Origin of the sequence: Microbacterium sp. R1 (assembly GCF_015159725.1) — a bacterium.
In the GTDB taxonomy this organism is placed as follows: Bacteria; Actinomycetota; Actinomycetes; order Actinomycetales; family Microbacteriaceae; genus Microbacterium; species Microbacterium oxydans.
Genome location: NZ_JADDUD010000005.1, coordinates 46,936 through 71,248, shown reverse-complemented (window position 1 = coordinate 71,248; position 24,313 = coordinate 46,936). Strand labels below are relative to the sequence as shown.

The 24,313-nt window shown below is 68.4% G+C and carries 26 protein-coding genes and 1 tRNA gene; 16 read left to right on the top strand and 11 right to left on the bottom strand.

The features are described 5' to 3' along the window. The first annotated feature begins 62 nt into the window (after positions 1–62). Positions 63–1,262, top strand: coding sequence for an ROK family transcriptional regulator (locus ILP86_RS17230; RefSeq protein ID WP_061018229.1), 1,200 nt, complete (start codon positions 63–65; stop codon positions 1,260–1,262). A gap of 313 nt (positions 1,263–1,575) precedes the next feature. On the opposite strand, the gene ILP86_RS17225 is transcribed toward ILP86_RS17230, so the two are convergent. From ILP86_RS17225 to ILP86_RS17205, 5 genes are all read right to left on the bottom strand, one after another. Further along, on the bottom strand, positions 1,576–1,815 hold the full coding sequence (locus tag ILP86_RS17225; RefSeq protein WP_061018231.1) for an acyl-CoA carboxylase subunit epsilon: 240 nt from the start codon (positions 1,813–1,815) through the stop codon (positions 1,576–1,578). Beyond that, entirely contained in the window at positions 1,812–3,401 is a 1,590-nt protein-coding gene (locus tag ILP86_RS17220; protein WP_374168968.1) for an acyl-CoA carboxylase subunit beta, read from the bottom strand. Before ILP86_RS17220 ends, ILP86_RS17225 begins: the two co-directional genes overlap by 4 nt. Positions 3,402–3,482: 81 nt before the next feature. Then, positions 3,483–4,466 carry a hypothetical protein gene (locus ILP86_RS17215; protein WP_113681218.1) on the bottom strand — a complete coding sequence of 328 codons (984 nt, stop codon included), beginning with the start codon at positions 4,464–4,466 and terminating at the stop codon, positions 3,483–3,485. Between the two features lie 80 nt (positions 4,467–4,546). Further along, the gene (locus ILP86_RS17210) at positions 4,547–5,239 is read right to left on the bottom strand and encodes an NTP transferase domain-containing protein (protein WP_046748968.1); all 693 of its coding nucleotides are present in this window, start codon (positions 5,237–5,239) and stop codon (positions 4,547–4,549) included. 179 nt (positions 5,240–5,418) lie between these two features. Further along, positions 5,419–6,318 carry a hypothetical protein gene (locus ILP86_RS17205; protein ID WP_193762534.1) on the bottom strand — a complete coding sequence of 300 codons (900 nt, stop codon included), beginning with the start codon at positions 6,316–6,318 and terminating at the stop codon, positions 5,419–5,421. On the opposite strand from ILP86_RS17205, the gene ILP86_RS17200 reads away from it, so the two are divergent. Genes ILP86_RS17200 through ILP86_RS17190 form a run of 3 tightly spaced genes read left to right on the top strand, consistent with a single transcriptional unit; the run spans position 6,308 to position 9,229 of the window. Next, positions 6,308–7,381, top strand: coding sequence for an ABC transporter ATP-binding protein (locus ILP86_RS17200; RefSeq protein ID WP_193762533.1), 1,074 nt, complete (start codon positions 6,308–6,310; stop codon positions 7,379–7,381). The genes ILP86_RS17205 and ILP86_RS17200 overlap by 11 nt on opposite strands. After that, entirely contained in the window at positions 7,357–8,922 is a 1,566-nt protein-coding gene (locus ILP86_RS17195; protein WP_193762532.1) for a hypothetical protein, read from the top strand. Before ILP86_RS17200 ends, ILP86_RS17195 begins: the two co-directional genes overlap by 25 nt. Before the next feature lie 40 nt (positions 8,923–8,962). Then, complete coding sequence (locus ILP86_RS17190) at positions 8,963–9,229, top strand: DUF3039 domain-containing protein (RefSeq protein WP_026049764.1); 267 nt, start codon at positions 8,963–8,965, stop codon at positions 9,227–9,229. Positions 9,230–9,231: 2 nt separating this feature from the next. On the opposite strand, the gene ILP86_RS17185 is transcribed toward ILP86_RS17190, so the two are convergent. Further along, positions 9,232–10,557, bottom strand: coding sequence for a nicotinate phosphoribosyltransferase (locus tag ILP86_RS17185; RefSeq protein ID WP_061018238.1), 1,326 nt, complete (start codon positions 10,555–10,557; stop codon positions 9,232–9,234). Positions 10,558–10,620: 63 nt separating this feature from the next. Here ILP86_RS17185 and murI point away from each other — a divergent pair, with 63 nt between their 5' ends. From murI to ILP86_RS17165, 4 genes are all read left to right on the top strand, one after another. Next, positions 10,621–11,451 (top strand): glutamate racemase, encoded by an 831-nt coding sequence (murI, locus tag ILP86_RS17180; protein ID WP_061018239.1) that lies wholly within the window; start codon positions 10,621–10,623, stop codon positions 11,449–11,451. Between the two features lie 52 nt (positions 11,452–11,503). Next, positions 11,504–12,241, top strand: coding sequence for a ribonuclease PH (gene rph / locus ILP86_RS17175; RefSeq protein WP_046748972.1), 738 nt, complete (start codon positions 11,504–11,506; stop codon positions 12,239–12,241). 2 nt (positions 12,242–12,243) lie between these two features. Continuing rightward, the gene (gene rdgB / locus ILP86_RS17170; RefSeq protein WP_046748973.1) at positions 12,244–12,837 is read left to right on the top strand and encodes an RdgB/HAM1 family non-canonical purine NTP pyrophosphatase; all 594 of its coding nucleotides are present in this window, start codon (positions 12,244–12,246) and stop codon (positions 12,835–12,837) included. A 102-nt stretch (positions 12,838–12,939) separates the two neighbouring features. Continuing rightward, positions 12,940–13,860, top strand: a complete 921-nt coding sequence (locus ILP86_RS17165; RefSeq protein ID WP_046748974.1) for a cation diffusion facilitator family transporter — start codon at positions 12,940–12,942, stop codon at positions 13,858–13,860. Positions 13,861–13,880: 20 nt separating this feature from the next. On the opposite strand, the gene ligD is transcribed toward ILP86_RS17165, so the two are convergent. Further along, complete coding sequence (gene ligD / locus ILP86_RS17160) at positions 13,881–15,917, bottom strand: non-homologous end-joining DNA ligase (RefSeq protein WP_193762531.1); 2,037 nt, start codon at positions 15,915–15,917, stop codon at positions 13,881–13,883. Positions 15,918–15,974: 57 nt separating this feature from the next. On the opposite strand from ligD, the gene ILP86_RS17155 reads away from it, so the two are divergent. Beyond that, the gene (locus tag ILP86_RS17155; protein ID WP_046748976.1) at positions 15,975–16,784 is read left to right on the top strand and encodes a Ku protein; all 810 of its coding nucleotides are present in this window, start codon (positions 15,975–15,977) and stop codon (positions 16,782–16,784) included. Between the two features lie 10 nt (positions 16,785–16,794). On the opposite strand, the gene ILP86_RS17150 is transcribed toward ILP86_RS17155, so the two are convergent. Together ILP86_RS17150 and ILP86_RS17145 are read right to left on the bottom strand one after the other, a co-directional pair. After that, on the bottom strand, positions 16,795–17,574 hold the full coding sequence (locus ILP86_RS17150) for a DedA family protein (RefSeq protein ID WP_193762594.1): 780 nt from the start codon (positions 17,572–17,574) through the stop codon (positions 16,795–16,797). Positions 17,575–17,670: 96 nt separating this feature from the next. Next, positions 17,671–17,752: transfer RNA gene (locus tag ILP86_RS17145), tRNA-Leu, on the bottom strand. A 153-nt stretch (positions 17,753–17,905) separates the two neighbouring features. Here ILP86_RS17145 and ILP86_RS17140 point away from each other — a divergent pair. From ILP86_RS17140 to ILP86_RS17110, 7 genes are read left to right on the top strand one after another with little or no spacing between them, the layout of a single operon-like run. Beyond that, the gene (locus ILP86_RS17140) at positions 17,906–19,096 is read left to right on the top strand and encodes a CpaF family protein (protein WP_046748978.1); all 1,191 of its coding nucleotides are present in this window, start codon (positions 17,906–17,908) and stop codon (positions 19,094–19,096) included. Then, on the top strand, positions 19,093–19,950 hold the full coding sequence (locus tag ILP86_RS17135) for a type II secretion system F family protein (protein WP_058631823.1): 858 nt from the start codon (positions 19,093–19,095) through the stop codon (positions 19,948–19,950). The genes ILP86_RS17140 and ILP86_RS17135 overlap by 4 nt, the downstream gene beginning before the upstream one ends. A 5-nt stretch (positions 19,951–19,955) precedes the next feature. Continuing rightward, entirely contained in the window at positions 19,956–20,885 is a 930-nt protein-coding gene (locus ILP86_RS17130; RefSeq protein ID WP_227751367.1) for a type II secretion system F family protein, read from the top strand. Positions 20,886–20,907: 22 nt separating this feature from the next. Beyond that, positions 20,908–21,120 carry a hypothetical protein gene (locus ILP86_RS17125; RefSeq protein ID WP_193762529.1) on the top strand — a complete coding sequence of 71 codons (213 nt, stop codon included), beginning with the start codon at positions 20,908–20,910 and terminating at the stop codon, positions 21,118–21,120. A 1-nt stretch (position 21,121) separates the two neighbouring features. Then, positions 21,122–21,523 carry a TadE/TadG family type IV pilus assembly protein gene (locus tag ILP86_RS17120; RefSeq protein ID WP_193762528.1) on the top strand — a complete coding sequence of 134 codons (402 nt, stop codon included), beginning with the start codon at positions 21,122–21,124 and terminating at the stop codon, positions 21,521–21,523. Continuing rightward, positions 21,492–21,950, top strand: a complete 459-nt coding sequence (locus tag ILP86_RS17115) for a TadE family protein (RefSeq protein WP_113682009.1) — start codon at positions 21,492–21,494, stop codon at positions 21,948–21,950. The genes ILP86_RS17120 and ILP86_RS17115 overlap by 32 nt, the downstream gene beginning before the upstream one ends. 50 nt (positions 21,951–22,000) lie before the next feature. Further along, positions 22,001–22,384 carry a hypothetical protein gene (locus tag ILP86_RS17110; RefSeq protein WP_179516254.1) on the top strand — a complete coding sequence of 128 codons (384 nt, stop codon included), beginning with the start codon at positions 22,001–22,003 and terminating at the stop codon, positions 22,382–22,384. 9 nt (positions 22,385–22,393) lie between these two features. Here ILP86_RS17110 and ILP86_RS17105 read toward each other — a convergent pair whose 3' ends face one another. Beyond that, a complete protein-coding gene (locus tag ILP86_RS17105) occupies positions 22,394–22,954 on the bottom strand; it encodes an NUDIX hydrolase (protein WP_061018252.1) in 561 nt (186 codons plus the stop codon). After that, positions 22,951–24,210: an MFS transporter gene (locus ILP86_RS17100; RefSeq protein WP_061018259.1), complete on the bottom strand. Its 1,260-nt coding sequence runs from the start codon at positions 24,208–24,210 to the stop codon at positions 22,951–22,953. Before ILP86_RS17100 ends, ILP86_RS17105 begins: the two co-directional genes overlap by 4 nt. Positions 24,211–24,313 lie beyond the last annotated feature (103 nt).

Below are 24,313 nucleotides of genomic sequence, written 5' to 3'. Positions count from 1 at the left end.
TTTCACCCCCGATAGGCCATCATTGGACGATGGCAACGCGTCGTGGCACCAACCTTCCGCGCATGGGCGACTTCAATCAGTCCGTGATCCTGGAGGCCATCCGGCAGTCCGGCGAAGGGCTCAGCAGGATCGAGCTGTCGACGGCGACGCGCCTCTCGGCGCAGACGGTCACGAACATCACCCGCAGACTCCTCGATGACGGCTTCATCAGGGAAGCGGGTCGAACGATCAACGGACCAGGCAAGCCGCGGGTCACCCTGCGGCTCGTCGCGGACAGCCGCTTCGCCGTGGGGGTCCATCTGGATCCCGCGCTGATGACTTTCGTGCTGTTGGATCTGGCCGGCGCGGTCGTCCGTCGTCTGAGCGTGCGAACCCCTGCCGAGGATCCCCACCGCATCGTCGAGGCCATGGCGTCGACGATCGATGCGTTGATCGTCGGTTCGGGCGTCGACCGCTCCCGGATCGCCGGGGTGGGGGTCGCGGCTCCCGGCCCGCTCGACGCGGAGCTGGGGACGGTGATCGACCCGCCTAAGCTCGCAGGCTGGCACCGTGTGCCGTTGCGGGCAGTGCTCGCGGAGGCGACGGGGTTGCCCGTGGTCGTGGAGAAGGACACGACCTCGGCTGCGGTGGGCGAGCTCTGGACGAGGCGGGAATCGGCGGACGACTCCTTCGTCTTCGTCTATCTGGGGATCGGTATCGGCGCGGCCATCGCACGTGATGGAGAGGCGGTCCGGGGGAGCACACGCAACATCGGCGAGATCGGCCACATCATCGTCGACCCCGACGGACCGTCCTGCGCGTGCGGGGCCCGCGGATGCGTCGAGGTGGTGTGCACCCCGCAGGCGATCATCGAGCAGGCGGAGAGGGCAGGGGTATTCGACGACGAGCATCAGACGAGCGACGCCGCGGCAGTCGACCAGCGATTCGGGCAGCTGTGCGAGCGAGCGGCTGCCGGGGACGAAGCCGCGGGGGAGGTGCTTCGGCGCTCCGCCGCGCACATCACGGTGCTGACGGCGGTGCTCACGAACATGCTCGACGTCGACCGCGTCGTCTTCGGTGGGCCGTTCTGGTCGCGGCTCGCTGATGTGTACCTGGCAGAGATCCCCGACCTGCTCGATCGGGCCAGCGCCACCAGGGCGATACGCACCCTCCCCGTCGACGGCACGGTGGTGGGCGACGATGTCGGTGCGGTGGGAGCGGCGTGCGTCGTCCTCGACTCGGTCCTGAGCCCGCGTGCCTCCGACCTCCTGCTCGACAGCTGAGTGCTCGACAGCTGAGTGCTCGGGGGTCACCTTTGCGAGCATAAGTCGAATCGATATAGTATTTGAGTTTCGTCCTTCGGACAGATCAGCGGAGTCCGCCTTCTGCTGTGCGCACGGCACCGTCGCACGCCGCGGAGCACGCAGGTCTTCACGAGGGGGGATCCGTCCGGCTCTCGAAGAGGGGCGGACGAGGCGGCGACGGGGACGCGGCCGCGCAGGGCGCTGGGGGTCCTGCGACGATCGTCGACGTGGTTCGTGAAGCGGAGGGTTCGCGGACCACGCCGACGGCGTTCTTTCCGTGTTCCGAGCGGCGTCAGCCGGAGAAACGGCCCCACGGTATGTCGCGACGGAGCGGGCGACGCAACGGACGCTGCGTCCTGGCCCAGGCGGAGACGGCGGGCTCGTCGGCCACGGCTGCGGCCTCCTCGGTCGCGTACGCCTCGCTGATCACCGCGATGAGAGCGGCGAGCTCCTCCTCGGTGGCCGCGCCCCGGGTGATGTCGAGCAGCGGCGCGTCCGAGGAGGGGCCGCCCTGCGGGTTGTGCTCGGTCACAGGGGGATGTTCCCGTGCTTCTTCGGGGGCAGCTCCGCGCGCTTTCCGCGCAGGGCGCGCAGGGCCTTCGCGATCGAGACGCGGGTGTTGGCCGGTTCGATGATGCCGTCGAGCTCCCCGCGCTCAGCTGCCAGGAAAGGAGACGCCACGTTGTAGGTGTACTCGTTCGCGAGCCGGGTACGCACGGCGGCGACGTCCTCGCCGGCCTCCTCCGCCTTCTTGATCTCACCGCGGTACAGGATGTTGACCGCCCCCTGACCGCCCATGACCGCGATCTCGGCGGTCGGCCACGCGAGGTTCACATCCGCGCCGAGCTGCTTCGAGCCCATCACGATGTACGCACCCCCGTAGGCCTTGCGCAGGATGACGGTGACGAGGGGCACGGTGGCCTCCGCGTAGGCGTAGAGCAGCTTCGCACCGCGGCGGATGACGCCGGTCCACTCCTGGTCCGTGCCGGGAAGGTAGCCGGGCACGTCGACCAGCGTGACGATCGGGATCGAGAAGGCATCGCAGAATCGCACGAAGCGACTGGCCTTCTCGCCTGCCTCGATGTTCAGGGTGCCGGCCATCTGCGACGGCTGGTTGGCGATGATGCCGACCGAGCGACCTTCGACACGACCGAAGCCGATCACGATGTTGGGCGCGAACAGCGGCTGCACCTCGAGGAAATCGCCCTCGTCGACGACGTGCTCGATCACCGTGTGGATGTCGTAGGGCTGGTTGGTCGAGTCGGGGACGATCGTGTTGAGCACGCGATCGGCGTCTGTCGTCTCGAACTCGAACGCGCTCTCGTACGACGGGAGTTCCGCCATGTTGTTGTCCGGGAGGAAGCTCAGGAGCGTGCGCGCGTAATCGATGGCGTCGTCCTCGTCTTCCGCGAGGTAGTGCGCGACACCGGATCGGGTGTTGTGGGTGTAGGCGCCGCCCAACTCCTCCATCCCCACGTCTTCGCCGGTCACGGTCTTGATCACATCGGGACCCGTGACGAACATCTGGCTGGTCTTGTCGACCATGATGACGAAGTCGGTCAGAGCGGGGGAGTACACCGCACCACCCGCGGCCGGGCCCATGATGATGGAGATCTGCGGGATGACACCGGAAGCGCGGGTGTTCAGGCGGAAGATCTCACCGTACTTGCCGAGCGCGACGACGCCCTCCTGGATGCGCGCGCCGCCGGAGTCGAGGATGCCGATGCAGGGCATCCCTCCGGCGAGGGCGAACTCCATGATCTTCACGATCTTCTCGCCGGCGACCTCGCCGAGCGAGCCGCCGAAGGTGGAGAAGTCCTGCGAGTACACCGCGACGGTGCGCCCGTTGATGGTGCCGACGCCGGTGACGACGGAGTCGCCGTAGGGGCGGGAGCGATCCATGCCGAAGGCCGTGGTGCGGTGGCGTACATACTCGTCGAACTCGACGAAGCTTCCCGGATCCACGAGCAGCTCGACGCGCTCGCGGGCGGTCATCTTGCCCTTCGCGTGCTGCTTCTCCTTCGCCTTCGCTTCCGCGTCGACGACGGCTTCCGTGTAGCGAGCGCGCAGGTCCGCGATCTTGCCGGCGGTGGTAAAGAGGTCGGGCTTGTCCGTCACGGATTCCACCCTATCGTCGGCTCGCCCCCCGCTGTTGGATGCTCGCCACAACGGCTCAGCGGATCCTTTGGCGACCTGCGCTCAGCGCTCTTCGCGCTCGTCGCCGGGGTTCGAGGGCAGGGAGTGGTCGCCGGTGCCGGCCTCGAGCTCTTCGGACGGGCTCTCTCGTCGGCGACCTGCACGTCCGCCGACACGGTGCCCGACCCACTCCGCGCCTCGTGCCACGGTGCCGGCGGCACCCACCACCGCGTTCCCGGCGTAGCGGGCGCCCCGGAGCATCCGCAGCTCGAGCTTCTCGGCCCCGGGGACAGGCTCCAGCTCGAGCGGCAGGTCGATCGGCGCAGAGCCGAAGGCCTTGTGCGAAGTGGTCAGCACGCGGCGGCCGAGGATGTTGTTCCCCGCGCCTCCGATCGCGGCGCCGATGCCGAACGGGAGAGCCTTGCCGATGACCGACGCGCCTCCCTTCGCCGCGAACTGCTTCACGAACATGCTCTTGAGCTGGTCGACGAGGGGGCCGACTGCGGCACGGGGGAGGGATTTCGTGACGAGCTCACCCCAGTACGAGGACCTGCTGCCGCCGCGCCCAGCGACCTGGCCGGCGAGCTGTCCGACGAGGTCGACGCCCTCCTTGCCGAGCATCAGCGTCATCACCAGGGCGCGGGCGCGATCCGGGTTCGCCACGGCGATCCCGTGCACCTCGGCGACCGACTGGGCGAACAGGGCGGTGGACTCCACGAAACCTACAGTCTCGACCCCGGAGAGGGCGAGGGTGACACCGGTGCCGATGCCCGGCACGACGGCGGTCGCTCCCACCGCCGCACCTCCGGTCGTCACGGCCGCGAGGTAGCGCCGCTCGAGGATGCGGATGAGTTCCGCGGGTGAAGCCTGGGGATTGCGCAGCCGGATGCTGCGGATGTGCGCGAGGACGAGTGGGCGCTGGATCGCCAGCACGCGATCGAGACCACGCACCATCATCGGGTGCTCCGCCGAGCCGGCGGGGGGAACGCCCTTGTCCCACGGAGCGTCGTCCGGGAGCGAATGGATCTTGTGCACCTTGGGGGCCATGCAGAGATCCTATGGAGACAGCCCGCGAAAACGCCGAAAGCCCGGTCCCGCGAGGGGAACCGGGCTTTCGTGTCGTTCGATCAGACGAAGAGGTTCGCGCGCTCCAGGTCTTCGGCGAAGTCGACCTCGACCGCGTACAGGTCGGAGACGTCCATCGGCTCGAGCAGCAGGCCGTCCTCGGCGATCGCGAGTTCGAGGCCGCGCTCGAAGTAGTCCTGGTCCTCCACCCGCTGCAGCTGGCGCATGAAGGCCTTCTTCTGCGCGGAGGAGATGTAGTTGATGCCCACAGCCTCGCCCAGTCCGCCCTTGACGGTCTTGGACAGTTCGTTGATGAAGCCCTCGGCGGTGACCGTGTACTTCACCTCTTCGTCGCTGACCTTGGAGGTGTTCACCGTGACGAAGGACTGGTCGCGCTCGATGTATTCGAGAGCCCGGCCGAGGATCATCGGGTCGAAGACGACATCGCCGTTCATCCACAGCACACCGCCGCGACCGGTGGCACCGAGGGCGCGCAGCAGGCTCTTGGAGGTGTTGGTCTCGTCGTAGCGCTCGTTGTGGACGTAGTTCACGTGCGGGAAGGCATCGATGATGGTCTCGGCGCGGTAGCCCACCACGGTCGTGATTCGGGCGTCGGAGCCGAATGCGGCCCGGATGTTGTCGTGCTGCTGGCCCATGATCGTGCGGCCGTCGCTCAGTTCGGTGAGCGGCTTCGGCAGCGCGCGGCCGAGGCGCGAGCCCATTCCGGCGGCGAGGATGACGGTCTGAAGAGTCACGAGTGCTCCTAAAGGAAGTTGTGTTCACGGTCGATTAACCGACCAGACACTTCGTCGTGCCGCGTTCATGGTATCGATTCCGCCTGGGAACCTCAGGGCCAGGAGGGCCCCGTTGTCATTTCGTGATCGACTACACACGTGATGCACAGGCTTGCGACCATCCTGCAATCGCTGTGAAGTCACAGGATCCGAGGGCAGTTTATTGCGCGGCGGCCTTGGCGCACAGCCGCCCGTTGATACCGTAGGACGGTGACTGCCTCCCCTGACGACCGCACCGCCCAGGTGGACCTGACCGAGACCGCGCAAGAGAAGACGTCGGCGAAGCGCCCGCCGGTGAAGAAATCGAGTTCCGACGAGGCATCGGCGGCCGGGACGACGGCGAAGCGACCTGCAGTGAAGAAGCCGGCCGTGAAGAAGCCCGCCGTGAAGAAGCCCGCCGCGAAGCGTCCGGCCACGAGCGGAACCACGACTGCCGCGAAGACATCGACCGCGAAGACATCGACCGCGAAGGCTGCGGCGGAGAAAGCCGCACCGACTGCCGACATCGTCGTGGAGCCTTTGGTCAAGGCGTTGCCCGACCAGAACGGAACGCCCGCCGCTGCCGCGCGCAGCGGCGCAGCCAGTCGCAGCACCGCAGCGAAGACCACCGCAGCGAAGAACACGGCACCGAAGTCGACGACGAAGACGGCTGCCAAGACGACGACGGCCAAGGCGACGGCGGCGAAGACCACGGCGGCGAAGACCACGGCCGCGAAGACAGCTGCCGCGAAGACAGCTGCCGCGAAGGCGACGGCTGCGAAGTCGACGGCTGCGAAGTCCACGGCCGCGAAAGCTTCGGCGGCGAAAACGGTCGCGGCGAAAGCGGCCGCCTCCAAGGCTGCAGCGACGAAGTCCACTGCTCGCGCGGCCGCAGCCAAGTCCACGGCCGCGAAGACAACGGCGGCGAAGGCCGCGGCAGCGAAGAATGCTGCAGCGAAGAAGGCCGCCGATGAGGCGGAGAAGGCGGCGGCGGACGCGGCGAAGAACGCCCCGGAGTCTCCGAGCCCCGAAGCGGCTCCGCTGGACCCGATGCGTGCCACCGAGACAGCCGCAGTATCGGTGCTGCCGGTCGAAGTCACCTCGGCGCCGGAGCCCGTGGCTGAGCCTGCTCCGGAGCATGATGCGATCGCCGAACCCGAACCCGAACCCGAGCCGGTTGCCGAGCCCGTCGTTGCACCCGCCCTTGCGGCGGAGGTCGCCGGCGCCGAACCGGTCGAGGCCGAGCCGATCGTCGAGGAGCCGATCGAGTCGGGAACGTCCCCGTCGGTCGAGGTCGTCGAGGCTGAAGGGGGTTCGGACGACGCGGCTTCCGAGGTCGTGGATCCCGTGGACGGACTCTCCGGGGGCGAAGCGATCACCATCCGCGGCCTCGTCAAGCAGTTCGGAGACAACCGCGCCGTCGACGGCATTGACCTGACCGTGCCGGCTGGATCCTTCTACGGGGTGGTCGGCCCCAACGGGGCGGGAAAGACCACGACTCTCTCGATCGTCGCCGGGCTCCTGCGCGCAGACGAGGGCAGCGTCGTGATCTGTGGCATCGACCAGGCGAAGCAGCCGCTGGCCGCGAAGAAGCTGATGGGCGTGCTGCCGGACAGGTTGCGCACGTTCGACCGCCTCACCGGTCGTCAGCTGCTGTACTACTACGGGCTGCTGCGCGGCCTTGCGGCTGATGTGATCGAGAAGCGCGCGGCAGATCTCGCTCGGGCGTTCGACCTCGGCGATGCGCTCAGCCGCGTCGTCTCGGACTACTCGGCGGGCATGACGAAGAAGATCATGCTGGCAGGGGCGATGATCCATTCCCCGCGCGTGCTCGTGCTCGATGAGCCGTTCGAATCGGTCGATCCCGTCTCCTCGGCGGTGATCCTCGACATCCTCCGTGCGTATGTGTCGCACGGTGGCACGGTGATCCTCTCCAGTCACGGCATGGATCTGGTGGAGCGCGTCTGCTCCCGCGTGGCCATCATCGTCGGAGGGGAAGTGCTGGCCGAGGGGACCGTCGACGACGTGCGCGCAGGGCAGACGCTCGAGGCGCGCTTCGTCGAGCTCGCCGGCTCCAGCGGAGAGGTGGAGGGGCTCGAGTGGCTGCACACGTTCTCCGACTGAGGCTCGCGCTTCTGATCGGAACTCTGCGCGGCGACCGTCGGGTCCGTTCGATCATCTCGTTCGTCGCTGTCATCGCGATCACGTCCGTGGTGTGCATCGCGGTCTTCAGCCTGTCGTCCGCTCCGGTGCCGGTCGCCCGTGCGGTCACCGTCCTCGGTGGCGCTGCCCTTCTCGTCGGTTTCCTCGTCGGACCGCTCCTCGTCGGGGCAGTCGACCAACTCGATCCTCGCCGCTTCGCGGTCTTCGGCGTCGATGAGCGGCAGATGCCGTGGGTACTCACGCTGGCCGCGTTCGTGAGCGTGCCCAGCCTCGCGCTCCTCGCCGTCTACATCAGCGTCTGCATCGTCGCGATCGATGCCGGGACGCCATGGCCTCTCGCGATCCTGATGACGGTCGTCGGCGTCGTCACGACGATGCTGGTCTCGCGGATCGGAATGGCGCTCAACGCCCTGCTCCTTCCCGAGCGTCGATCACGAGAGCTCACCGCGCTGTTCGCGCTCGCCCTGATCGTGATCGCGTTCCCCGTGGCTGTGTTCTTCGGATCCCTTCGCTGGGACGGCCTGGTGCCCCCCTCGCTGGCGACCCTTTCCAGCGTCTTCGGCTTCAGTCCGTTCGCGGCAGCGCCGGCATTCCTCTTCGACTCCGCGGCAGGGGCGACTGCTTCGGCGTGGGTCACCGGGATCATCGCGGTCCTCACCGTCGTGCTCCTCGGGATCGCGTGGGCATGGCTCGTCCGGCGACTCCTCACGACGACCGAGCGCCCGGTCGCCTCGCGGGAGCGCACCGGGCTCGGCTGGTTCGGGCTGCTGCCGTCGAACGCCTTCGGGGCGATCGCCTCGCGAAGCCTCGTGTACTGGCTCCGCGACCGTCGCTACATCATGAACATCATCGTGGTCCCGGTCGCCGGTGTGCTCACGGTGCTGCCGCTCATCGTCGCCGGTGTCCCGGTGGAGATCGCCGCGCTGGTCCCCGTTCCGGTGATGGCACTGTTCTTCGGGTGGTTGCCGCACAACGACGTCGCCTACGATTCGACGGCCCTGTGGACGCACGTGGCGAGTGGCGTCCGGGGGCTGCCCGATCGTCTCGGTCGCCTCGTGCCCGTGCTGCTCGTCGCCATTCCGGTGCTCGCGATCGCTGTGCCGCTGAGCCTCCTCCTGGTGGGGAACTGGAGTCTCCTGCTGCCCATGGGCGGTGTGGCCGCCAGCCTCCTCTTCAGTGCACTCGGCATCTCGAGCATCGTCTCCGTCGTTGCGCCCTACGCGGTCTCACGGCCCGGAGACAGCCCGTTCCAGCAGCCGCAACGGCCGACATCCCGCGGGATCTACGGACCGGCCGCGACGTTCCTCGGGGCGATCGTGCTGAGCGCGCCCACCATCTGGCTGTTCGCTGCCACGATCCTCGAGGGGTCGGCGTATGCACCGGCCACCTTCTGGGTCGGGCTCCTCGTCGGCCTCGGGGTGCTGGTGCTGGGCGCCGTCATCGGCGGCCGCATCTTCGAGCGCAGCGGAGAGCGTCTCATGGAGTTCGTCGAGACGGCATGACGACCACCCGCGAGGCTTTCGACGCGGCTAGACTCTCGGGATGAGTACTCCGCTGGACAGCCCCGATCAGGGCGGCGTGGCAACGCTTGATCGCGAACTGGAAGAGCTCCTCCGCGAGGAGAACCTCGAACCGGGCGACCATGAGCGCTTCTCGCATTATGTGAAGAAGGACAAGATCCTCGAATCCGCGATCACCGGCAAGCCGGTGCGCGCGCTGTGCGGCAAGAAGTGGACCCCGGGGCGCGACCCGGAGAAGTTCCCGATCTGCCCCACGTGCAAGGAGATCTACGAGTCGATGATCGGCTGACCTCAGTCGGCTTCGACGTATACGGTGGGGATCGCAGGGTCGGATTTGCTCAGCGCGAGAGCCCGCACCGGCAGTTCTTCGCGCACCCGAAGGTGATGAGCGCGAGCGGCCGCGGTACCCGCGACCCCCTCGTACGACGTATCGATGTCGCCGGCCTCGACGAAGGTGACCTGCAGCGGTCGGCCGTCGGGGTGGTCGGCTGCCGTGTCGAGCTGCTCGAAGCCGTCCGAGACGACGACCGTCTCCGCCGTGGCGACTCCGTCCGCAAGGGTGCGGAACGCCGACTTGCGTCCGCCGTGTGACGCCTTGTCCGCCGATGCCTTGGCGACGCCGACCCACGACCCGGCGGCATCCTGGCGCGCCACGAGCTTGTAGACCATGCTCGCTGTCGGGTATCCGGAGCCGGTCACGACCGATGTGCCCACCCCGTACGCATCGACCGGCGAAGCGGCGAGAGCGGCGATCGCGTACTCGTCGAGATCGCTGGTCACCGTGATGCGCGTCGATGTGGCACCGAGCTCGTCCAGCTGCGCCCGGACATCGGCGGCGACGATCGGGAGGTCGCCCGAGTCGATCCGCACACCACCGAGTTCCGTTCCGGCGACGCGGATGGCGGTCTCGACGCCGGTGCGGATGTCATACGTGTCGACGAGCAGGGTCGTGCCGGAGCCCAGACTCTCGACCTGGGACCGGAACGCCTCCTCCTCGGTGTCGTGCAGCAGCGTCCAGGAGTGCGCGGCCGTGCCCATGGTGGGGATGCCCCAGCTTCGTCCCGCCTCGAGATTGCTCGTGGCGCCGAAGCCCGCGATGTACGCAGCGCGCGCCGCCGCGACCGCGGAACGCTCGGCGGCCCGACGGGAGCCCATCTCGGCCAGTGGACGCTCGCCGGCGGCGATGCTCATGCGCGACGCGGCAGTGGCGACGGCGGAGTCGTGGTTGAGCACGCTCAGCGCGAGCGTCTCGAGCACGACCGCATCCGCGAACGTTCCCTCCACGGTGAGGATGGGGGAGCCGGGGAAGTACAGCTCGCCTTCGCGATAGCCCCGGATCGAGCCCGTGAACCGGTAATCCTCGAGGTGCTTCAGCGACGCCGGGTCGACGACCGCCTCGTCGCGCAGGAAGCGCAGCTCGTCCTCGCCGAAGCGGAAGTCGCGGAGGAGGCCGAGAAGCCGGCCAGTGCCGGCGACCACACCGAAACGGCGGCCACCGGAGAGGCGTCGGGAGAACAGCTCGAACACGCTGGGGCGGAAAGCAGTGCCGTCCCGAAGGGAGGCGGCGAGCATCGTCAGCTCATAGCGGTCGGTGAGCAGCGCCGTCGACGTGGTCATGCGCTCAGTTTAGTGAGCGCCCCGATGCGCGCGGCGGGCCACGCGCAGGTAGGCTGGGGAGTCATGAACGACGCGCCGATCGGGATCTTCGACTCCGGTGTCGGCGGGCTCACGGTGGCGCGGGCCATCCGCGCCCAGCTGCCCCGAGAGTCGTTCGTCTACATCGGCGACACCGCGCACTCGCCGTACGGGCCGAAGCCCATAGCCGATGTGCGCCGCTACTCGCTCGAAGTGCTCGACACGCTCGTCGACCAGGGCGTGAAGATGCTGGTGATCGCGTGCAACACCGCCTCCGCGGCCATGCTGCGCGATGCTCGGGAGCGCTACGACATCCCCGTGGTCGAAGTGATCGGTCCCGCGGTGCGCCGTGCCGTGTCGACGACCCGCAACGGTCGCGTCGGCGTGATCGGCACGGTCGGCACGATCGGCTCGCGCGCCTACCAGGACATGCTCGAGGTGAACGAGCGGCTGCAGGTCTTCACCGCCGCATGCCCGCGCTTCGTCGAGTTCGTCGAAGCCGGTATCACCGGCACGCCCGAGGTGCTCGCGGTGGCCGAGGAGTACCTCGCCCCCCTCCGCGATGCAGACGTCGACACTCTCGTGCTGGGCTGCACGCACTATCCCTTCCTCCGTGGTGCCATCAGCTACGTCATGGGTGAGGGCGTCACGCTCGTCTCCAGCGACGATGAGACCGCCGGCGACGTCTATCGCCAGCTCGTCCGCGGTGACCTGCTCGCCTCACCGGATGCGACCGCAAGCTACGTGTACGAGGCCACGGGGGCCGCGACCGACGACTTCACCGCGCTGGCCAACCGACTGATGGGGCACGAGGTGCGCGATGTGCAGCTCGTGCAGACCGGCGTCATCACCCTCCCCGACACCGCCTTCGACTAATCCCGATCGTCTCGCTCCGACGCGATCAGCCATCCCGACCTGAGAGAAGCACATGTCCGAAATCGTCCGCGTCGACGGCCGCTCCACCGATCAGCTGCGCGAGATCACCATCGAGCGCGGCTGGAGTGCTCACGCCGAGGGATCGGCATTGATCAGCTTCGGCGGCACCAAGGTGCTGTGCACCGCGTCCTTCACCAACGGCGTGCCGCGGTGGCTGACCGGCAAGGGCAAGGGATGGGTCACCGCCGAGTACTCCATGCTGCCGCGCGCCACGAACAGCAGGAACGACCGCGAGAGCGTCAAGGGTCGCATCGGCGGACGCACACACGAGATCTCCCGGCTGATCGGCCGCGCGCTCCGTGCGGTCGTCGACACGAAGGCCCTCGGCGAGAACACCATCGTCATCGACTGCGATGTGCTCCAGGCGGATGGCGGCACCCGTACGGCAGCCATCACCGGTGCCTACGTGGCGCTCGCGGACGCGATCGAATGGGGCCGGGAGAAGAAGTTCATCGGCAAGAACTCCACCCCGCTGCTCGATTCGGTCGCCGCGGTGTCCGTGGGCATCATCGACGGCGAGCCCATGCTCGATCTGGCATATGTCGAGGATGTGCGCGCGGAGACCGACATGAACGTCGTGGTCACCGGCCGTGGACTCTTCGTGGAGGTGCAGGGGACTGCGGAGGGAGCGCCGTTCGACAAGCGCGAACTCGACGCGCTCCTCGAGTTGGGGCTGGGCGGATGCGCCGATCTGAAGGACGCGCAGCTGGCCGCACTGGCGGGGGAGTGACGATGCAGGTCGTGCTCGCGACGCACAATCCGCACAAGGTCGCGGAGTTCCAGCAGATTGTGGAGCGGACACGTCCTGATCTCGAGATCATCGGTTACGACGGCCCTGAACCCGTCGAAGACGGCGTGACATTCGCCGAGAATGCGCTGATCAAGGCGCGGGCGGCCGCAGCGCACACGGGGCTTGCGGCCCTCGCCGACGACTCCGGCATCTGCGTCGACGTCCTCGGCGGCTCTCCGGGGGTCTTCTCCGCGTACTGGGCCGGGCAGAAGAAGGATGCGACCGCGAACCTCGAACTGCTGCTGGACCAGCTGCGCGACATCGCCGACCCGCACCGCGCCGCGCACTTCACCTCCACCATCGCCCTCGTGCTGCCGGACGGCCGCGAGCAGGTCGTGGAGGGGCGGTGGCCGGGTCGCCTGGCGCACGCGGCGTCGGGAACGGGCGGCTTCGGCTACGACCCGATCTTCGTGCCGGATGGCCAGCCTGCAGGGGAGGAGCGCTCGGTGGGCGACTTCTCCTCCGCGGAGAAGCAGGAGCAGTCGCATCGTGCACGCGCCTTCGCCGAGCTCGTTCCGCTCCTCGCAGCACTCTGACGCGTCGGCCGCGGAAAAGTGCTGCTGAAGCTGAGAATCGTTACCCTTCCCGACTAGCCGCAAGACGCCTTCCCAGGCTGTTTCCCGGTCTAGCCTGGTGGCATGCACGATCACGCACCCGCGCCCGGCGGCATCCGTTCGGCCAGCAGCAGACGCCTGCTCGCGATCTCTCTTTCCCTCACGGCGACGGTGATGGTCGTGCAGGTCGTGGGCGCGCTGCTCTCCGGGTCGCTCGCGCTGCTCGCAGACGCCGCGCACATGTTCACGGATGCATCCGGCCTCGTCATCGCCTTGATCGCCGCGACAGTGGCAGCGCGCCCGGCGGATGACCGTCGCACCTTCGGGTATCAGCGTGCCGAGGTCTTCGGTGCGCTGATCAACGCGATCATCCTCATCGCCCTGGCGACGTGGGTCGCGATCGAGGGCGTAGGGCGTCTGATGAATCCGGGGGAGGTCGAGGTCGCCGGCGGACTCATGCTGGTCGTCGCGGTCGTCGGTCTCCTGGCGAACGCCGTCTCGATGTGGCTGCTGAGCCGCGCGCAGCGCACCAGCATCAACGTGCGAGGGGCCTACCTGGAGGTGATGGGCGATCTGATCGGGTCGGCTGCCGTGATCGTGGCCGCTGTCGTCATCCTCCTCACCGGCTGGATGCCCGCGGATGCGATCGCGTCCCTCTTCATCGCGGCGATGATCATCCCCCGGGCCATAGCGCTGCTTCGGGAGGTGTTCTCCGTGCTCGCAGAGTCGGCCCCGAAGGGCACGGCGGTGAGCGAGATCCGTACGCACCTGCTCGGATACGACGGCGTCGTCGGTGTGCACGATGTGCACGTGTGGCAGCTGACTCGCGGAGCGCCCGTGTTCACCGCCCACGTCAGCGTGGAGCCGGCGCTCTTCGCCGACGGACGCTCGTCGCAACTGCTGACCGAGATGCAGGCGTGTCTCGCCGACCACTTCGACGTCGAGCATTCGACCTTCCAGATCGAGCCCGCCGAGCAGTCCGACTGCGAACCGCACCACGCCTGATCCGGCGCCGTGATCTCGGGTCAGATTTCAGGAATCGACGGGACCTCGACGGGGCTCTCGACAGTGATCTCCAGAGGACTCTTGTCCGGGCGGAGGCCTCGCCAACGGGCATGGCGGAGCACTCCGTCGGGCGTCCAGTTCGCGAACTCGACCTCGCCGACGACTTCGGGGCGCACCCAGAGCGCGTCGGAGGCATCAGGGGCGGGGACGCCGTCGAGGGGGGCATCGTCCACGCGAAGAGGGGTGAGCCGTGCGAGGAGGTCGCGCAGGATCCGATCGGTGAATCCGGTGCCCACACGGCCGACGTAGCGGAGCCGTCGCCGGCCCGATGAGGTGTCCGGAACGGCGAGAAGCAGCGATCCGAGCGTGCTCTCCCTGTCGCCTTTGCCCGGTCGGATACCCACGATCACGGCTTCCTGCATCCGGGTGTGCTTGAGCTTCAACCACGAGGGTGAGCGCTGCCCCGGACGGTAGCGCGATCGCGGGTCCTTGACGACGACGCCCTCGAGACCGAACTCCCGGCTCGCGATGAGTGCCGCGTCGACGTCGTCGAACACGGGAGGGACCTGCACGGGAGCGTCGAGGCCGGCGATCACATCCTCGAGAAGTGTCCGTCTCTCCCGGAGCGGCAGGCCCGTGAGGTCGTGCCCATCGAGGCGGAGCAGGTCGAACAGCATGTAGACGATGGGAGTGCGGATCACCTCGCGCTCGATCTCGCGGGGGCGGGTGAGGTGCATCCGGTTCTGGAGGAGCGAGAAGCTCGGTCGGCTGTTGGCGTCGAACGCCACGATCTCCCCATCGACCACCGCGTCCTTCACCGGGAGGAAGGGGGCGCCGTCGGCGGTGAGCTCGGGGTAGCGGGCGGTGATGTCGGTGCCTCGACGCGCGTGCAGGAGCATCCGTCCGTCCACCCACGTGCCCACCGCGCGGATGCCGTCCCACTTGACCTCGACCCAGGAGGGATCGCTCAGCGCGCGCGCGGTTCCGGGGGTGCCGTTCTCGGCGAGCATCGGCGCCACCGATGCCACGGATGCCACCGATGCCACGGATGCCACCGATGCCACGGATGCCACGGATGCCGCGGGTGGCGGGGCGGCGGGTGCGGCTGAGCTCCGGGGATATCGGTGGGAGCTCCGCGTCTTCGCGGGTTGCGGCAGCGGAGCCGTCATGGACGGGCGGAGCGTGGCGAGCGGATCGACTCCCGCGGCGGCGCGCTCGAGCACCTCGTCGAGGTCGAGCTGGGCGAGATGCGGATCGGCGAGCTCGTCCCAGGTGCGAGGAGCGGCGACCCACGGCCGCGCACGGCCGCGGAGCGAGTAGGGGGAGATGGTGGTCTTCTTGCCGTTGTTCTGACTCCAGTCGAGGAAGACCTTGCCACCCCTGACCGCCTTCGCCATGACGCTGGTCGCAAGATCGGGGTGGTCGTTCTCGATCATGCGGGCGAGTTCTTTCACGACAGCGGAGACCTCGTCGCTCGTCTGCTCGCCGGGGAGTGAGGCATAGAGGTGGATGCCCTTGCTGCCACTGGTGACCGGCAGTGGATCGAGACCCATGTCCGACAGGATTCCACGGGCGATGCGGGCGACCTCGGCGCACTGCGGCAGTCCGACTCCCTCACCGGGGTCGAGGTCGAGGACGAGCCGATCAGGGTTTCCGGGAAGGCCTTCGGAGGAGAACCGCCACTGCGGCACATGCAGCTCGATCGCGGCGACCTGCGCGAGCCAGACGAGGGTGGGGACGTCTTCGACGAGCGGATACTCCTTGGGCCCGTCCGAGTGCTGGATCGCCTGCCGCGGGACCCACGACGGTGCCCCCGGTTCGAGCTGCTTCGTGAAGAACGCGTCAGCCGGCGCCTGCGCTGTTCCGACACCTTCCACCCATCGCTTGCGGGTGACGGGGCGGCCGTCGAGGAGGGGGAGCAGCAGAGGTGCGATGGCCGTGTAGTACGCGATGACCTCGCCCTTGGTGGTGCCGGTCTCGGGGTAGACGACCTTGTCGAGGTTCGTCACGCGCAGGCGGCGGCCGTCGACCTGGACGATCTGCGCATCTCCCACCATGGAGCCAGCGTAGTCAAGGGCTGGTCGTGACGGCTGTGGCTGGTGTCTACTGGTGTGATGAGGACGATCTGGAAGGGCGCACTGACGTTCGGGCTCGTGAACGTCCCGGTCAAGGTGTACTCCGCGACCGAGGACCACGACGTGCCGCTGCATCAGGTGCATGAGAAAGACGGCGGTCGCATCCGCTACCAGCGCACCTGCGAGGTCTGCGGAGAGACCGTCGCCTACGCCGACATCGACCGCGCGTACGTCGAGGAGGGCCAGACCGTCGTCCTCACGAAGGACGACCTCGCCGCGCTCCCCGCCGAGAAGAGCAGGGAGATCGACGTCGTGGAGTTCGTGCCTTCCGATCAGGTCGATCTGCTCACGCTCGACAAGCCGTACTACCTCGAACCCGATTCCAAGTCACCGAAGGCGTACGTCCTCCTGCGCAAGACGCTCGAGCAGACCGACCGCACGGCGATCGTGCGGTTCACCCTGCGGCAGAAGACGAGGCTCGCCGCGCTGCGCGTGCGGGGGAAGGTGCTCGTGCTGCAGACGCTGCTCTGGGCCGACGAGGTGCGCGAAGCCGCGTTCCCCGCGCTGGACGAGGATGTGCGGATCTCGAAGAAGGAGTTGGAGCTCTCGGCGTCGCTCGTGGACAGCTACTCGGCGGACTTCGATCCCGAGGAGTTCGTCGACGAGTACCAGAAGGAGCTCCGCACGCTGATCGACGCGAAGATCGAGGCAGGCGAGACGTTCGACGTCGCGGAGACCTTCGGCGAAGCCGAGAAGGCGGCCGAGGGCGGCGAGGTCATCGATCTCATGGAGGCTCTGCGTGCGAGTGTCGCCCGCTCGAAGGAGGAGCGCGCCAAGAACGCGGGCTGACCGACCGCGGTCAGTGCTTGCCGTCGCCGTCCAGGTCGGGAGCGCGGTCGAACACGTCGGCGTCGAGCACGAGCTCCTGCGCCTCCTCAGCGTCGGTGACGACGTCTTCCCCTGCCGCGGCAGCCTTCCTCGCCTTGTGGCGCTCCGACAGGTAGTGCCACAGCGTCACCAGCGCCGTGCCGCCGACGGCCGCGAGCAGGATGAGGTCGATGTAGTTCTCCACGAACGTCGCGACCGGCGGGATGAACCCGATGAGGTAGCCGAACATGGTGAGCCCGAAGCCCCACAGGATCGCACCGATCAGGTTGTAGAGCGTGTACTTGCGCCACGGCATGTGACCGACACCGGCGGCGACCGGGGCGAACGTGCGCACGATCGGCACGAAGCGCGCGAGGATCACGGTGATGCCTCCGAAGCGCTCGAAGAACGCGTTCGTGCGCTCGACGTTCTTCTTGCTGAAGAGTCCCGACTCCTTGCGCTCGAACACGGCCGGTCCGCCCTTGTGCCCGATCACATAGCCGACCTCGCCGCCGACGAAGGCCGCGAGGCCGATGAGCAGGGCGACCCACCAGACGTTGATGCCGAAGACACCGTGCTCGGAACCCGCGATCGGGTGCGAGAGAAGGCCCGCGATCACGAGCAGCGTGTCGCCGGGAAGCAGGAAACCGACGAGCAGACCGGTCTCCGCGAAGACGATGAAGCACACCACGAGGAGCGCCCACGGCCCGGCGGTCCCGATGATCGTGGCGGGGTCCAGCCAGGGGATGAGAGCGGTCGGTGCGTGCAGCATGGTTTCGAGCACTGGGAGAGTCCCGTCGGTCGCGATTGGTCGGCGGTGTAACAGAGCGATGTCATGGCGACCTGAGAAGGCTGCCGTCGTCTCTCGTGCGGAAGGTGGGACTTGAACCCACACGCCCTGGGGCACAGGAACCTAAATCCTGCGTGTCTGCCAATTCCACCACTCCCGCGCGGTGGGATAAGTCTACTGATCGCCGAAACCGGGTATCTGGGGATCCGCCCGCAGTCCGCGCCGGGCCGGGACTCTGCGGAGGGGATGGGACTCCACGTCGGCTTGTGGATAACTTCGGAGGCCGCGCGTCGAATGTTGCGAGGATGCCTGAGTGATTCGTCCGTCCGCCCTCGTCGCCGAGCGTGTGCGTTCGCGTCTGCGCGCCGAGGGCATCGACCCGTCGATCGATCCGGACGGGGCCTGGCGCATCGCCCACGCCGAGGTCCGCCGACACGACGATCTCGCCCTCGCCCGCGGCGAGGCGTTGATCGACGATGAGGCCGCATGCGTGCGGGAGGTCCTGGCGACCTTGAGCGGATTCGGCGCGCTGCAGCCGCTGCTCGACGATCCACAGGTCGAGGAGATCTGGCTGAACGGCGCAGGGCACGTGCACGTCGCGCGCGAGGGCACGGCCGAGCGGACCGACGTCGTGCTCGATGAGGTGTCGGTGCGCGACCTCGTCGAGAGGATGCTCCAGTCAACGGGGCGGCGCGTCGACATCAGCCAGCCGTTCGTCGACGCTTCGCTGCCGGACGGGTCCCGTCTGCACGTGGCCATCGCCGATGTAGTGCGCGGTTCGTGGGCTGTCAACATCCGCAAGTTCCTCCCGAAGTACCGATCCCTCGCATCGCTGACGGATCAGGGCATGATGCCTCGCGGTGTCGCGGATCAGCTGCGCGTGGCGATGGACGCCGGCCGCAGCGTGATCGTCTCCGGAGCGACGCACGCAGGCAAGACGACGATGCTCGCCGCGCTGCTGGCTTCCTGCGCCGACACCCAGCGCATCGTGACAGTCGAGGAGACGTTCGAGCTGGCCGTTCACGGACCCGATCTCGTCTCACTCCAGGGACGCCAGGCGAGCCTGGAGGGTACGGGGGAGATCACGTTGCGGCGACTGGTGAAGGAGGCGCTGCGTATGCGACCGGACCGTCTCGTCGTCGGCGAGGTCCGGGACGCGGAAGCCCTGGACCTCGTGCTCGCCCTCAACACGGGGGTTCCCGGCGCCTGCACCGTGCATGCGAACTCCGCGGCGGAGGCGATCGAGAAGCTGACGATCCTCCCGCTCCTGGCCGGGCGCAACATCGACCGCGCGTTCATCGCGCCCGCGCTCGCCGCGTCGATCGACCTGGTCGTGCACTGCGTTCGAGACCGGGCAGGTCGGCGATACGTCCAAGAGGTCATCGCACCGACCGGCGACGTCGACGAAGGCAGAGTCCGGACCGAGCAGGTGTACCGGGTGGCAGACCGCAGGGATGTCGTCGTGGAGCGCATCGCCGCTCGCCGGGTCGGAGCCTCATCGTGACGGTCTTCGTCGGTGCCCTCCTCGCGGCGGGGGTGCTGCTGTGCGTCTCCCCGTGGATGTGGCCGCCTTCCGACGATGCCGTGATGACGATGAGGCAGGGGCGACTCGCCCGTCTGATCGAGGAAGCGGGCATGGAGGGGCTGTCGCAACGTGGACTCCTCGCCATCGTCGTCGCAACCGGACTGATGACGGCATCGGGTGCATGGCTGCTGACGGGGATCCCCGTGCTCTCCGTGCTGGCCGGTCTTGCAGGCGCGACTGCGCCGATCGTGTTCCTGCGAGGGCGACGGATGCGCCTGCGACGGTTGCGTCGCCAGCTCTGGCCGGACGTGTGCGATCTGCTGATCGCGTCGATCCGCGTTGGCTTGTCGCTTCCCGACGCGGTGGCCGGTCTGGCGGAGTCCGCGCCGAAGATGCTGCGGCCGGCGTTCATCGTGTTCGCGCGGGACCTGCGGGCGAGCGGCAGGTTCGAGACCAGCCTCGATCGACTCAAGACGACGCTGTCCGACCCCATCGGCGACCGCATCGCCGAGACGCTGCGGATGGCGCGTCAGGTGGGCGGCACCGAGCTCATCAGCGTATTGCGGGCACTCTCCAGCTCGGTGCGGGCGGACGCGGCTCTCCGTGGGGAGGTCGAGGCGCGGCAATCCTGGATCCGCGGTGCCGCCGTCCTCGGTGCCGTCGCCCCGTGGGTGATCCTCGGCCTGCTCGTGCTCCGACCGGAAGGGGCGGCGGCGTACGGCACTCCCGAAGGCGTGCTCGTGATCTGTCTGGGCGCGGCCGTCTCTGTGGTCGCCTTCCACATCATGGTCCGCATCGGTCGACTCCCCGAGCCTCGGCGGTGGTTCGGATGAGCGGGATGACGGCTCTCGCGAGCGCCGTCCTGATCGGGTGCGGCTTCGCCGCCGGGGTGCTGAGCGCGCTTTCCGCGCTTCCACGGTGGAGGGCGGCATCGCTGGCCGTAAGGATCGGTCCGTACGTGCGCGACGTCGTCGCCGATGATCGTCTGCCACGAGGTGTCCTCCCGGCCGCGGGCGCGCTGCCCGCGAGTTCGCGGACGCTGTGGGAACGCGCACGAAATGCGTTCGAGAGTCTGCTCGGCGGGGGAGAGCCCCTCCGCCGGCGTCTGGCACAAGCCGGCGTGCGGACCGACCCTGCGGCGTTCCGCGGCAGGCAGCTCGGGTGGGGCCTCGCCGGGATAGGGGTGGGGGCGATCGGGGTGACCGTGCTCGCACTCACGGGCCGCCTCTCCGTGCCGACAGGCGTGATGCCTCTGCTGTGCGGGGCGGCGGCGGCCGCCGCCTACGACCTGCAGCTCTCCGCGCGGGCCAAGGCGCGACGGGTGCGGCTCACGGATGAACTGCCGACGACACTCGAGTTCCTGGCCCTCTGTCTTTCCGCGGGAGAGGGGTCCCTCGATTCGCTGCGCCGGGTGTCCGAGGTGGGCTCCGGTGAACTGACCGTCGAACTGCGTCACGTGGTGCTCGCCGTGGGCACCGGGTCGCCGCTGGCCGACGCGCTGAACGAGATGGCGCGACGTCTGCAGCTTCCCGGCCTGTCACGTGTCGTGGATCAGGTGATCGCCGCACTCGAGCACGGTGCACCGCTCGCCGCAGTGCTGCATGCCCAGGCGTCGGATGCACGGGAAGACGCGAAGCGTGTGCTGATCGAGCAGGCGGGGCGCAAGGAGATCCTGATGCTACTCCCGCTCGTCTTCCTGATACTTCCGCTCTCCGTGCTCTTCGCCGTCTATCCCGGGCTCTTCATCCTCCGTCTCGGCATCGGCTGACCCCTCAACGAAAGGATCCACCATGACGACACCCACCTGTGACCCCGGGCGACTCCCATCGACGGGAACCACTGCTCGGCTCCGCGCATTCTTCGCGGATGAAACCGGGGACGTCCCCGGCTGGGTCCTCGTCACGTTGATGACCGCCGGGTTGGTGGTGCTCATCTGGGCCGTCGCGGGCCCCGCGCTCACGTCGCTGTTCGAGCAGGCGATCCAGCGGGTGTCGGGACTCTGAGATGGACGACCGGCGTGTGTGCGCGGATGATCGCGGGTCGGCTCCGGTGGAGTTCGTGCTCGTGGGCACCCTCCTGACCGCGCTCACGCTCGCGGTGCTGCAGCTCGCATTCGCGGTGTACGTGCGCAACGTGGTCCACGATGCCGCCGTCGAGGGGGCCTACCACGCTGCACTCGCCGACACGACGCCGCGAGAGGGCGTGGATGTCACCCGGGAGGTCATCTCGCGCGCGGTCGGGTCGGAGTACGCCGATGACGTCCGCATCGGAGTCTCCGGTATCGCACCGCACGAGACGGTCGACGTCCGAGTCCGTACGACGTTCCCCCTGCTGGGGTTGATCGGCATTCCCCTCGCGATGGAGGTGGAGGCGCATGCACCTGCCGAGACGTTCGGGGAGGAATGACGAGGGATCGGCTGCCCTCGAGTTCATCGCAGCCGGGGTGATCCTGCTGGTCCCGCTCATCTACCTCGTGATCGCGCTCGGCACCATCCAGGAGCAGACCTTCGGAGCGGAGGCGGCAGCGCGGCACATCGCCCGTGTGATCGCCCGTGCTCCGGACGCGACGACGGCCGCGGAACGGAGCGACGCTGTGCTCGCCGGCATCGTCGAGGAGTACGGTCTGGACGAGGACACGGTCGACCTGACGCTCTCCTGCACACCGCAGTCTCTCGAGTGCCCGGCGGCTGGCGCGACGATCGTCGTCTCCGTCTCCACGCGGGTACGGCTGCCCCTGATGCCGGAGGTGATCGGCCTCGACAGGTCAACCGCCGTCGCCGTTCAGGCCGAGGCCGTGCAGAAGATGTCCAGACAGTGGGGTACCGAACGGTGACGCCGGGCCGTCGCACCCTCGGCGCCGGGATCGAGCACGACGAGGGGAGTGTGCTGCTCCTCACACTCGGGTATGTGCTGCTCGCGCTGGCCGTGCTCTTCGTGTGTGTTTGTGCCACCGACCTTTACATCGCCCAGAAGCGGTTGGATGCGCTCGCCGATTCCGCAGCGCTCGCCGGGGCTGACGGGTTCACGCTGGTGGTTCGCGACGGCGGCGCGCGAGCCGAGCTGACCGACGCCGGTGTCGAAGAACAGGCCGCGTCGCTCGTGGTAGCGGTGCCGGGCGATGCTTCGCTCACCGCTGCCGGAACGCCCGACGGCGTCACGGCGCGCGTCACCGTCGCCGCACAATGGCATCCGCCGTTGGTATCCGTGTTCGTGCCTGACGGAGTCCCGCTCGAGTCGACGGCCACCAGCCGCACGGCGCTGCGGTGAGAACCCCGCTCAGCGGGGGCTCTGCAGCTGCGTGAGCAGTCCGGTGAGACGGGGCACGAGCTGGGGTGGCACCTCCGCTGGCAGGGCATCGACGGGCCACCAGCGTAGGTCCTCCGACTCCTCGCTCACGGTGAGCGCCGACTCTCGGTCGACCACGACGGCGATCCCGATGTCGAGGTGCGAGGCGCATGCGCCGAAGCGCGAAGACAGGCCGTGGTGGTCGAGGTCATAGGCGAGCGGCGGGTTCACCGGGTCCACCACGATGCCGGTCTCCTCACGCAGCTCCCGCAGCGCGCCGGCCATGACCGATGCGTCGCCGTCCTCGACGTGGCCTCCCGGTTGCACCCAGAACTGCCCCTTGCGGTGGAACACCAGCAGCGTGTGCTGGAACGTGGCATCGAACACCACACATGATGCCGTGAGGTGGTCAGGGCCTGCCTCACGGTGCACAGGCCCGCCGTCGGCATCGAAGAACGAGGCGAAGTCCGCCTGCGCTGCGCGGTCTCGTGCGGATCGGGGGACGAAGGTCGAGACGAGGCGATGAGCATCCGCCTCGAGGTTCGGGATCATTCCGGGTCTCCTTCCGGTGGCTCTTCGCTGGACTCGGGTCGTGCTCGGGGGACGAACTGCGGGATCCAGCGCAGGAAGCCGAGAGCACCCACCAGGCCGATGACGCCCATGGCGGCCGCGGCGAACGGGAGCGAAGCCACGGCCGTGATCCCCGAGACGAGCAGCGGGGCGATCGCGCCGCCGGCATCGGTGAGCGTGCGCCACGAACCGAGGAAGGCGGCGGGATCCCGCTTCGGCGCGACATCCGCCCCCAGAGTCAGCAGGATGCCGCTGGACAGTCCGTTGCCGACGCCCAGGACAGCGGCGAACATGCCGAACCACAGCACAGCCGCATCCCCGTCGTGCGTGAACGACAGCGCCAGGAAACCCGCTCCCATGAGCACCATCGCCGGCATCGCCGCCCACAGCCGGCCGAAGCGGTCCATCACCTGGCCGCTCGCATAGAAGAGCGCGAAGTCGATGGCCCCGGAGACGCCGACGACGAGGGAGATGGTCGAGGCGTCCAACCCCAGGGACAGCCCCCACAGGGGGAGCACGACCTGGCGGGCCGACCGGACGGCGGAGAGCGAAGCGGCGGCGAGGCCGAGGCGTCCGAGCACCGCACGCTGGCGCCACATCGTCTGGAAGATGCCGAGGCGCTCGACCGTGGGGATCGAACCGCTCACGGCCTCGCCGGAGTCCTCCGCATAGCGCTCGCGCGTGGCCGTCGTGACCGGCGGGACCATCTTCTCCGGATCGGGCCCGAAGAGGACCAGCGCGACCATCACCACGAGGCAGCCGAGGAAGAACCAGATCGCTGCGCTCTCGCTGCCGAAGAGCTGAAGCAGTCCTGCCGCGATGAACGGACCGACGAAGATGCCGAGGCGGAAGCTCCCGCCGAGCAGCGAGAGCGACCGCGCGCGGAAGGCGACAGGAACCCGCGTGGTCATGAACGCATGCCGGGCGAGGCCGAAGGCCGCCGCGCAGATGCCCAGCAGGAACACCGAAGCCGCCAGCACACCGAGCGACGGCGCGAACACCATTCCGATGCCGGCGACGATCGAGATCACCCCGGCGATCACCATGGTGTAGCGCTCGCCGATCCTGCCGACCGCCCATCCGGCGGGGAGGTTCCCGCACAGCTGGCCGATGACGAGGCAGGAGGCGACGAGGGCGGCGAACGCCACGTCCGCTCCCATGGAGACGGCGAGCACCGGGATGAGCGGGATCACCGCACCCTCGCCGAGCGAGAACAGGATCGTCGGCAGATACACCATCGGTCCGAACTGCCGAAGGACCGTCGATGCGCTGCTCACGACTTCACGCTACTCCCGTTGCCCGGAGCTCCCGGACGATGGCGTCCCCGTGCGGGCAGGCGGC

Bases quoted from the DNA above. Each gene is read 5' to 3' on its own strand.
- ILP86_RS17155 (WP_046748976.1), top strand. From the start codon at position 15,975: ATGAGGACGATCTGGAAGGGCGCACTGACGTTCGGGCTCGTGAACGTC.
- ILP86_RS17130 (WP_227751367.1), top strand. From the start codon at position 19,956: ATGACGGCTCTCGCGAGCGCCGTCCTGATCGGGTGCGGCTTCGCCGCC.
- ILP86_RS17215 (WP_113681218.1), bottom strand. From the start codon at position 4,466: ATGGCCCCCAAGGTGCACAAGATCCATTCGCTCCCGGACGACGCTCCG.
- ILP86_RS17165 (WP_046748974.1), top strand. From the start codon at position 12,940: ATGCACGATCACGCACCCGCGCCCGGCGGCATCCGTTCGGCCAGCAGC.
- ILP86_RS17125 (WP_193762529.1), top strand. From the start codon at position 20,908: ATGACGACACCCACCTGTGACCCCGGGCGACTCCCATCGACGGGAACC.
- rph (WP_046748972.1), top strand. From the start codon at position 11,504: ATGTCCGAAATCGTCCGCGTCGACGGCCGCTCCACCGATCAGCTGCGC.
- ILP86_RS17185 (WP_061018238.1), bottom strand. From the start codon at position 10,557: ATGACCACGTCGACGGCGCTGCTCACCGACCGCTATGAGCTGACGATG.
- ILP86_RS17100 (WP_061018259.1), bottom strand. From the start codon at position 24,210: ATGGTGTATCTGCCGACGATCCTGTTCTCGCTCGGCGAGGGTGCGGTG.
- rdgB (WP_046748973.1), top strand. From the start codon at position 12,244: ATGCAGGTCGTGCTCGCGACGCACAATCCGCACAAGGTCGCGGAGTTC.
- ILP86_RS17190 (WP_026049764.1), top strand. From the start codon at position 8,963: ATGAGTACTCCGCTGGACAGCCCCGATCAGGGCGGCGTGGCAACGCTT.
- murI (WP_061018239.1), top strand. From the start codon at position 10,621: ATGAACGACGCGCCGATCGGGATCTTCGACTCCGGTGTCGGCGGGCTC.
- ILP86_RS17200 (WP_193762533.1), top strand. From the start codon at position 6,308: ATGCGTGCCACCGAGACAGCCGCAGTATCGGTGCTGCCGGTCGAAGTC.
- ILP86_RS17150 (WP_193762594.1), bottom strand. From the start codon at position 17,574: ATGCTGCACGCACCGACCGCTCTCATCCCCTGGCTGGACCCCGCCACG.
- ligD (WP_193762531.1), bottom strand. From the start codon at position 15,917: ATGGTGGGAGATGCGCAGATCGTCCAGGTCGACGGCCGCCGCCTGCGC.
- ILP86_RS17120 (WP_193762528.1), top strand. From the start codon at position 21,122: ATGGACGACCGGCGTGTGTGCGCGGATGATCGCGGGTCGGCTCCGGTG.
- ILP86_RS17115 (WP_113682009.1), top strand. From the start codon at position 21,492: ATGCACCTGCCGAGACGTTCGGGGAGGAATGACGAGGGATCGGCTGCC.
- ILP86_RS17230 (WP_061018229.1), top strand. From the start codon at position 63: ATGGGCGACTTCAATCAGTCCGTGATCCTGGAGGCCATCCGGCAGTCC.
- ILP86_RS17105 (WP_061018252.1), bottom strand. From the start codon at position 22,954: ATGATCCCGAACCTCGAGGCGGATGCTCATCGCCTCGTCTCGACCTTC.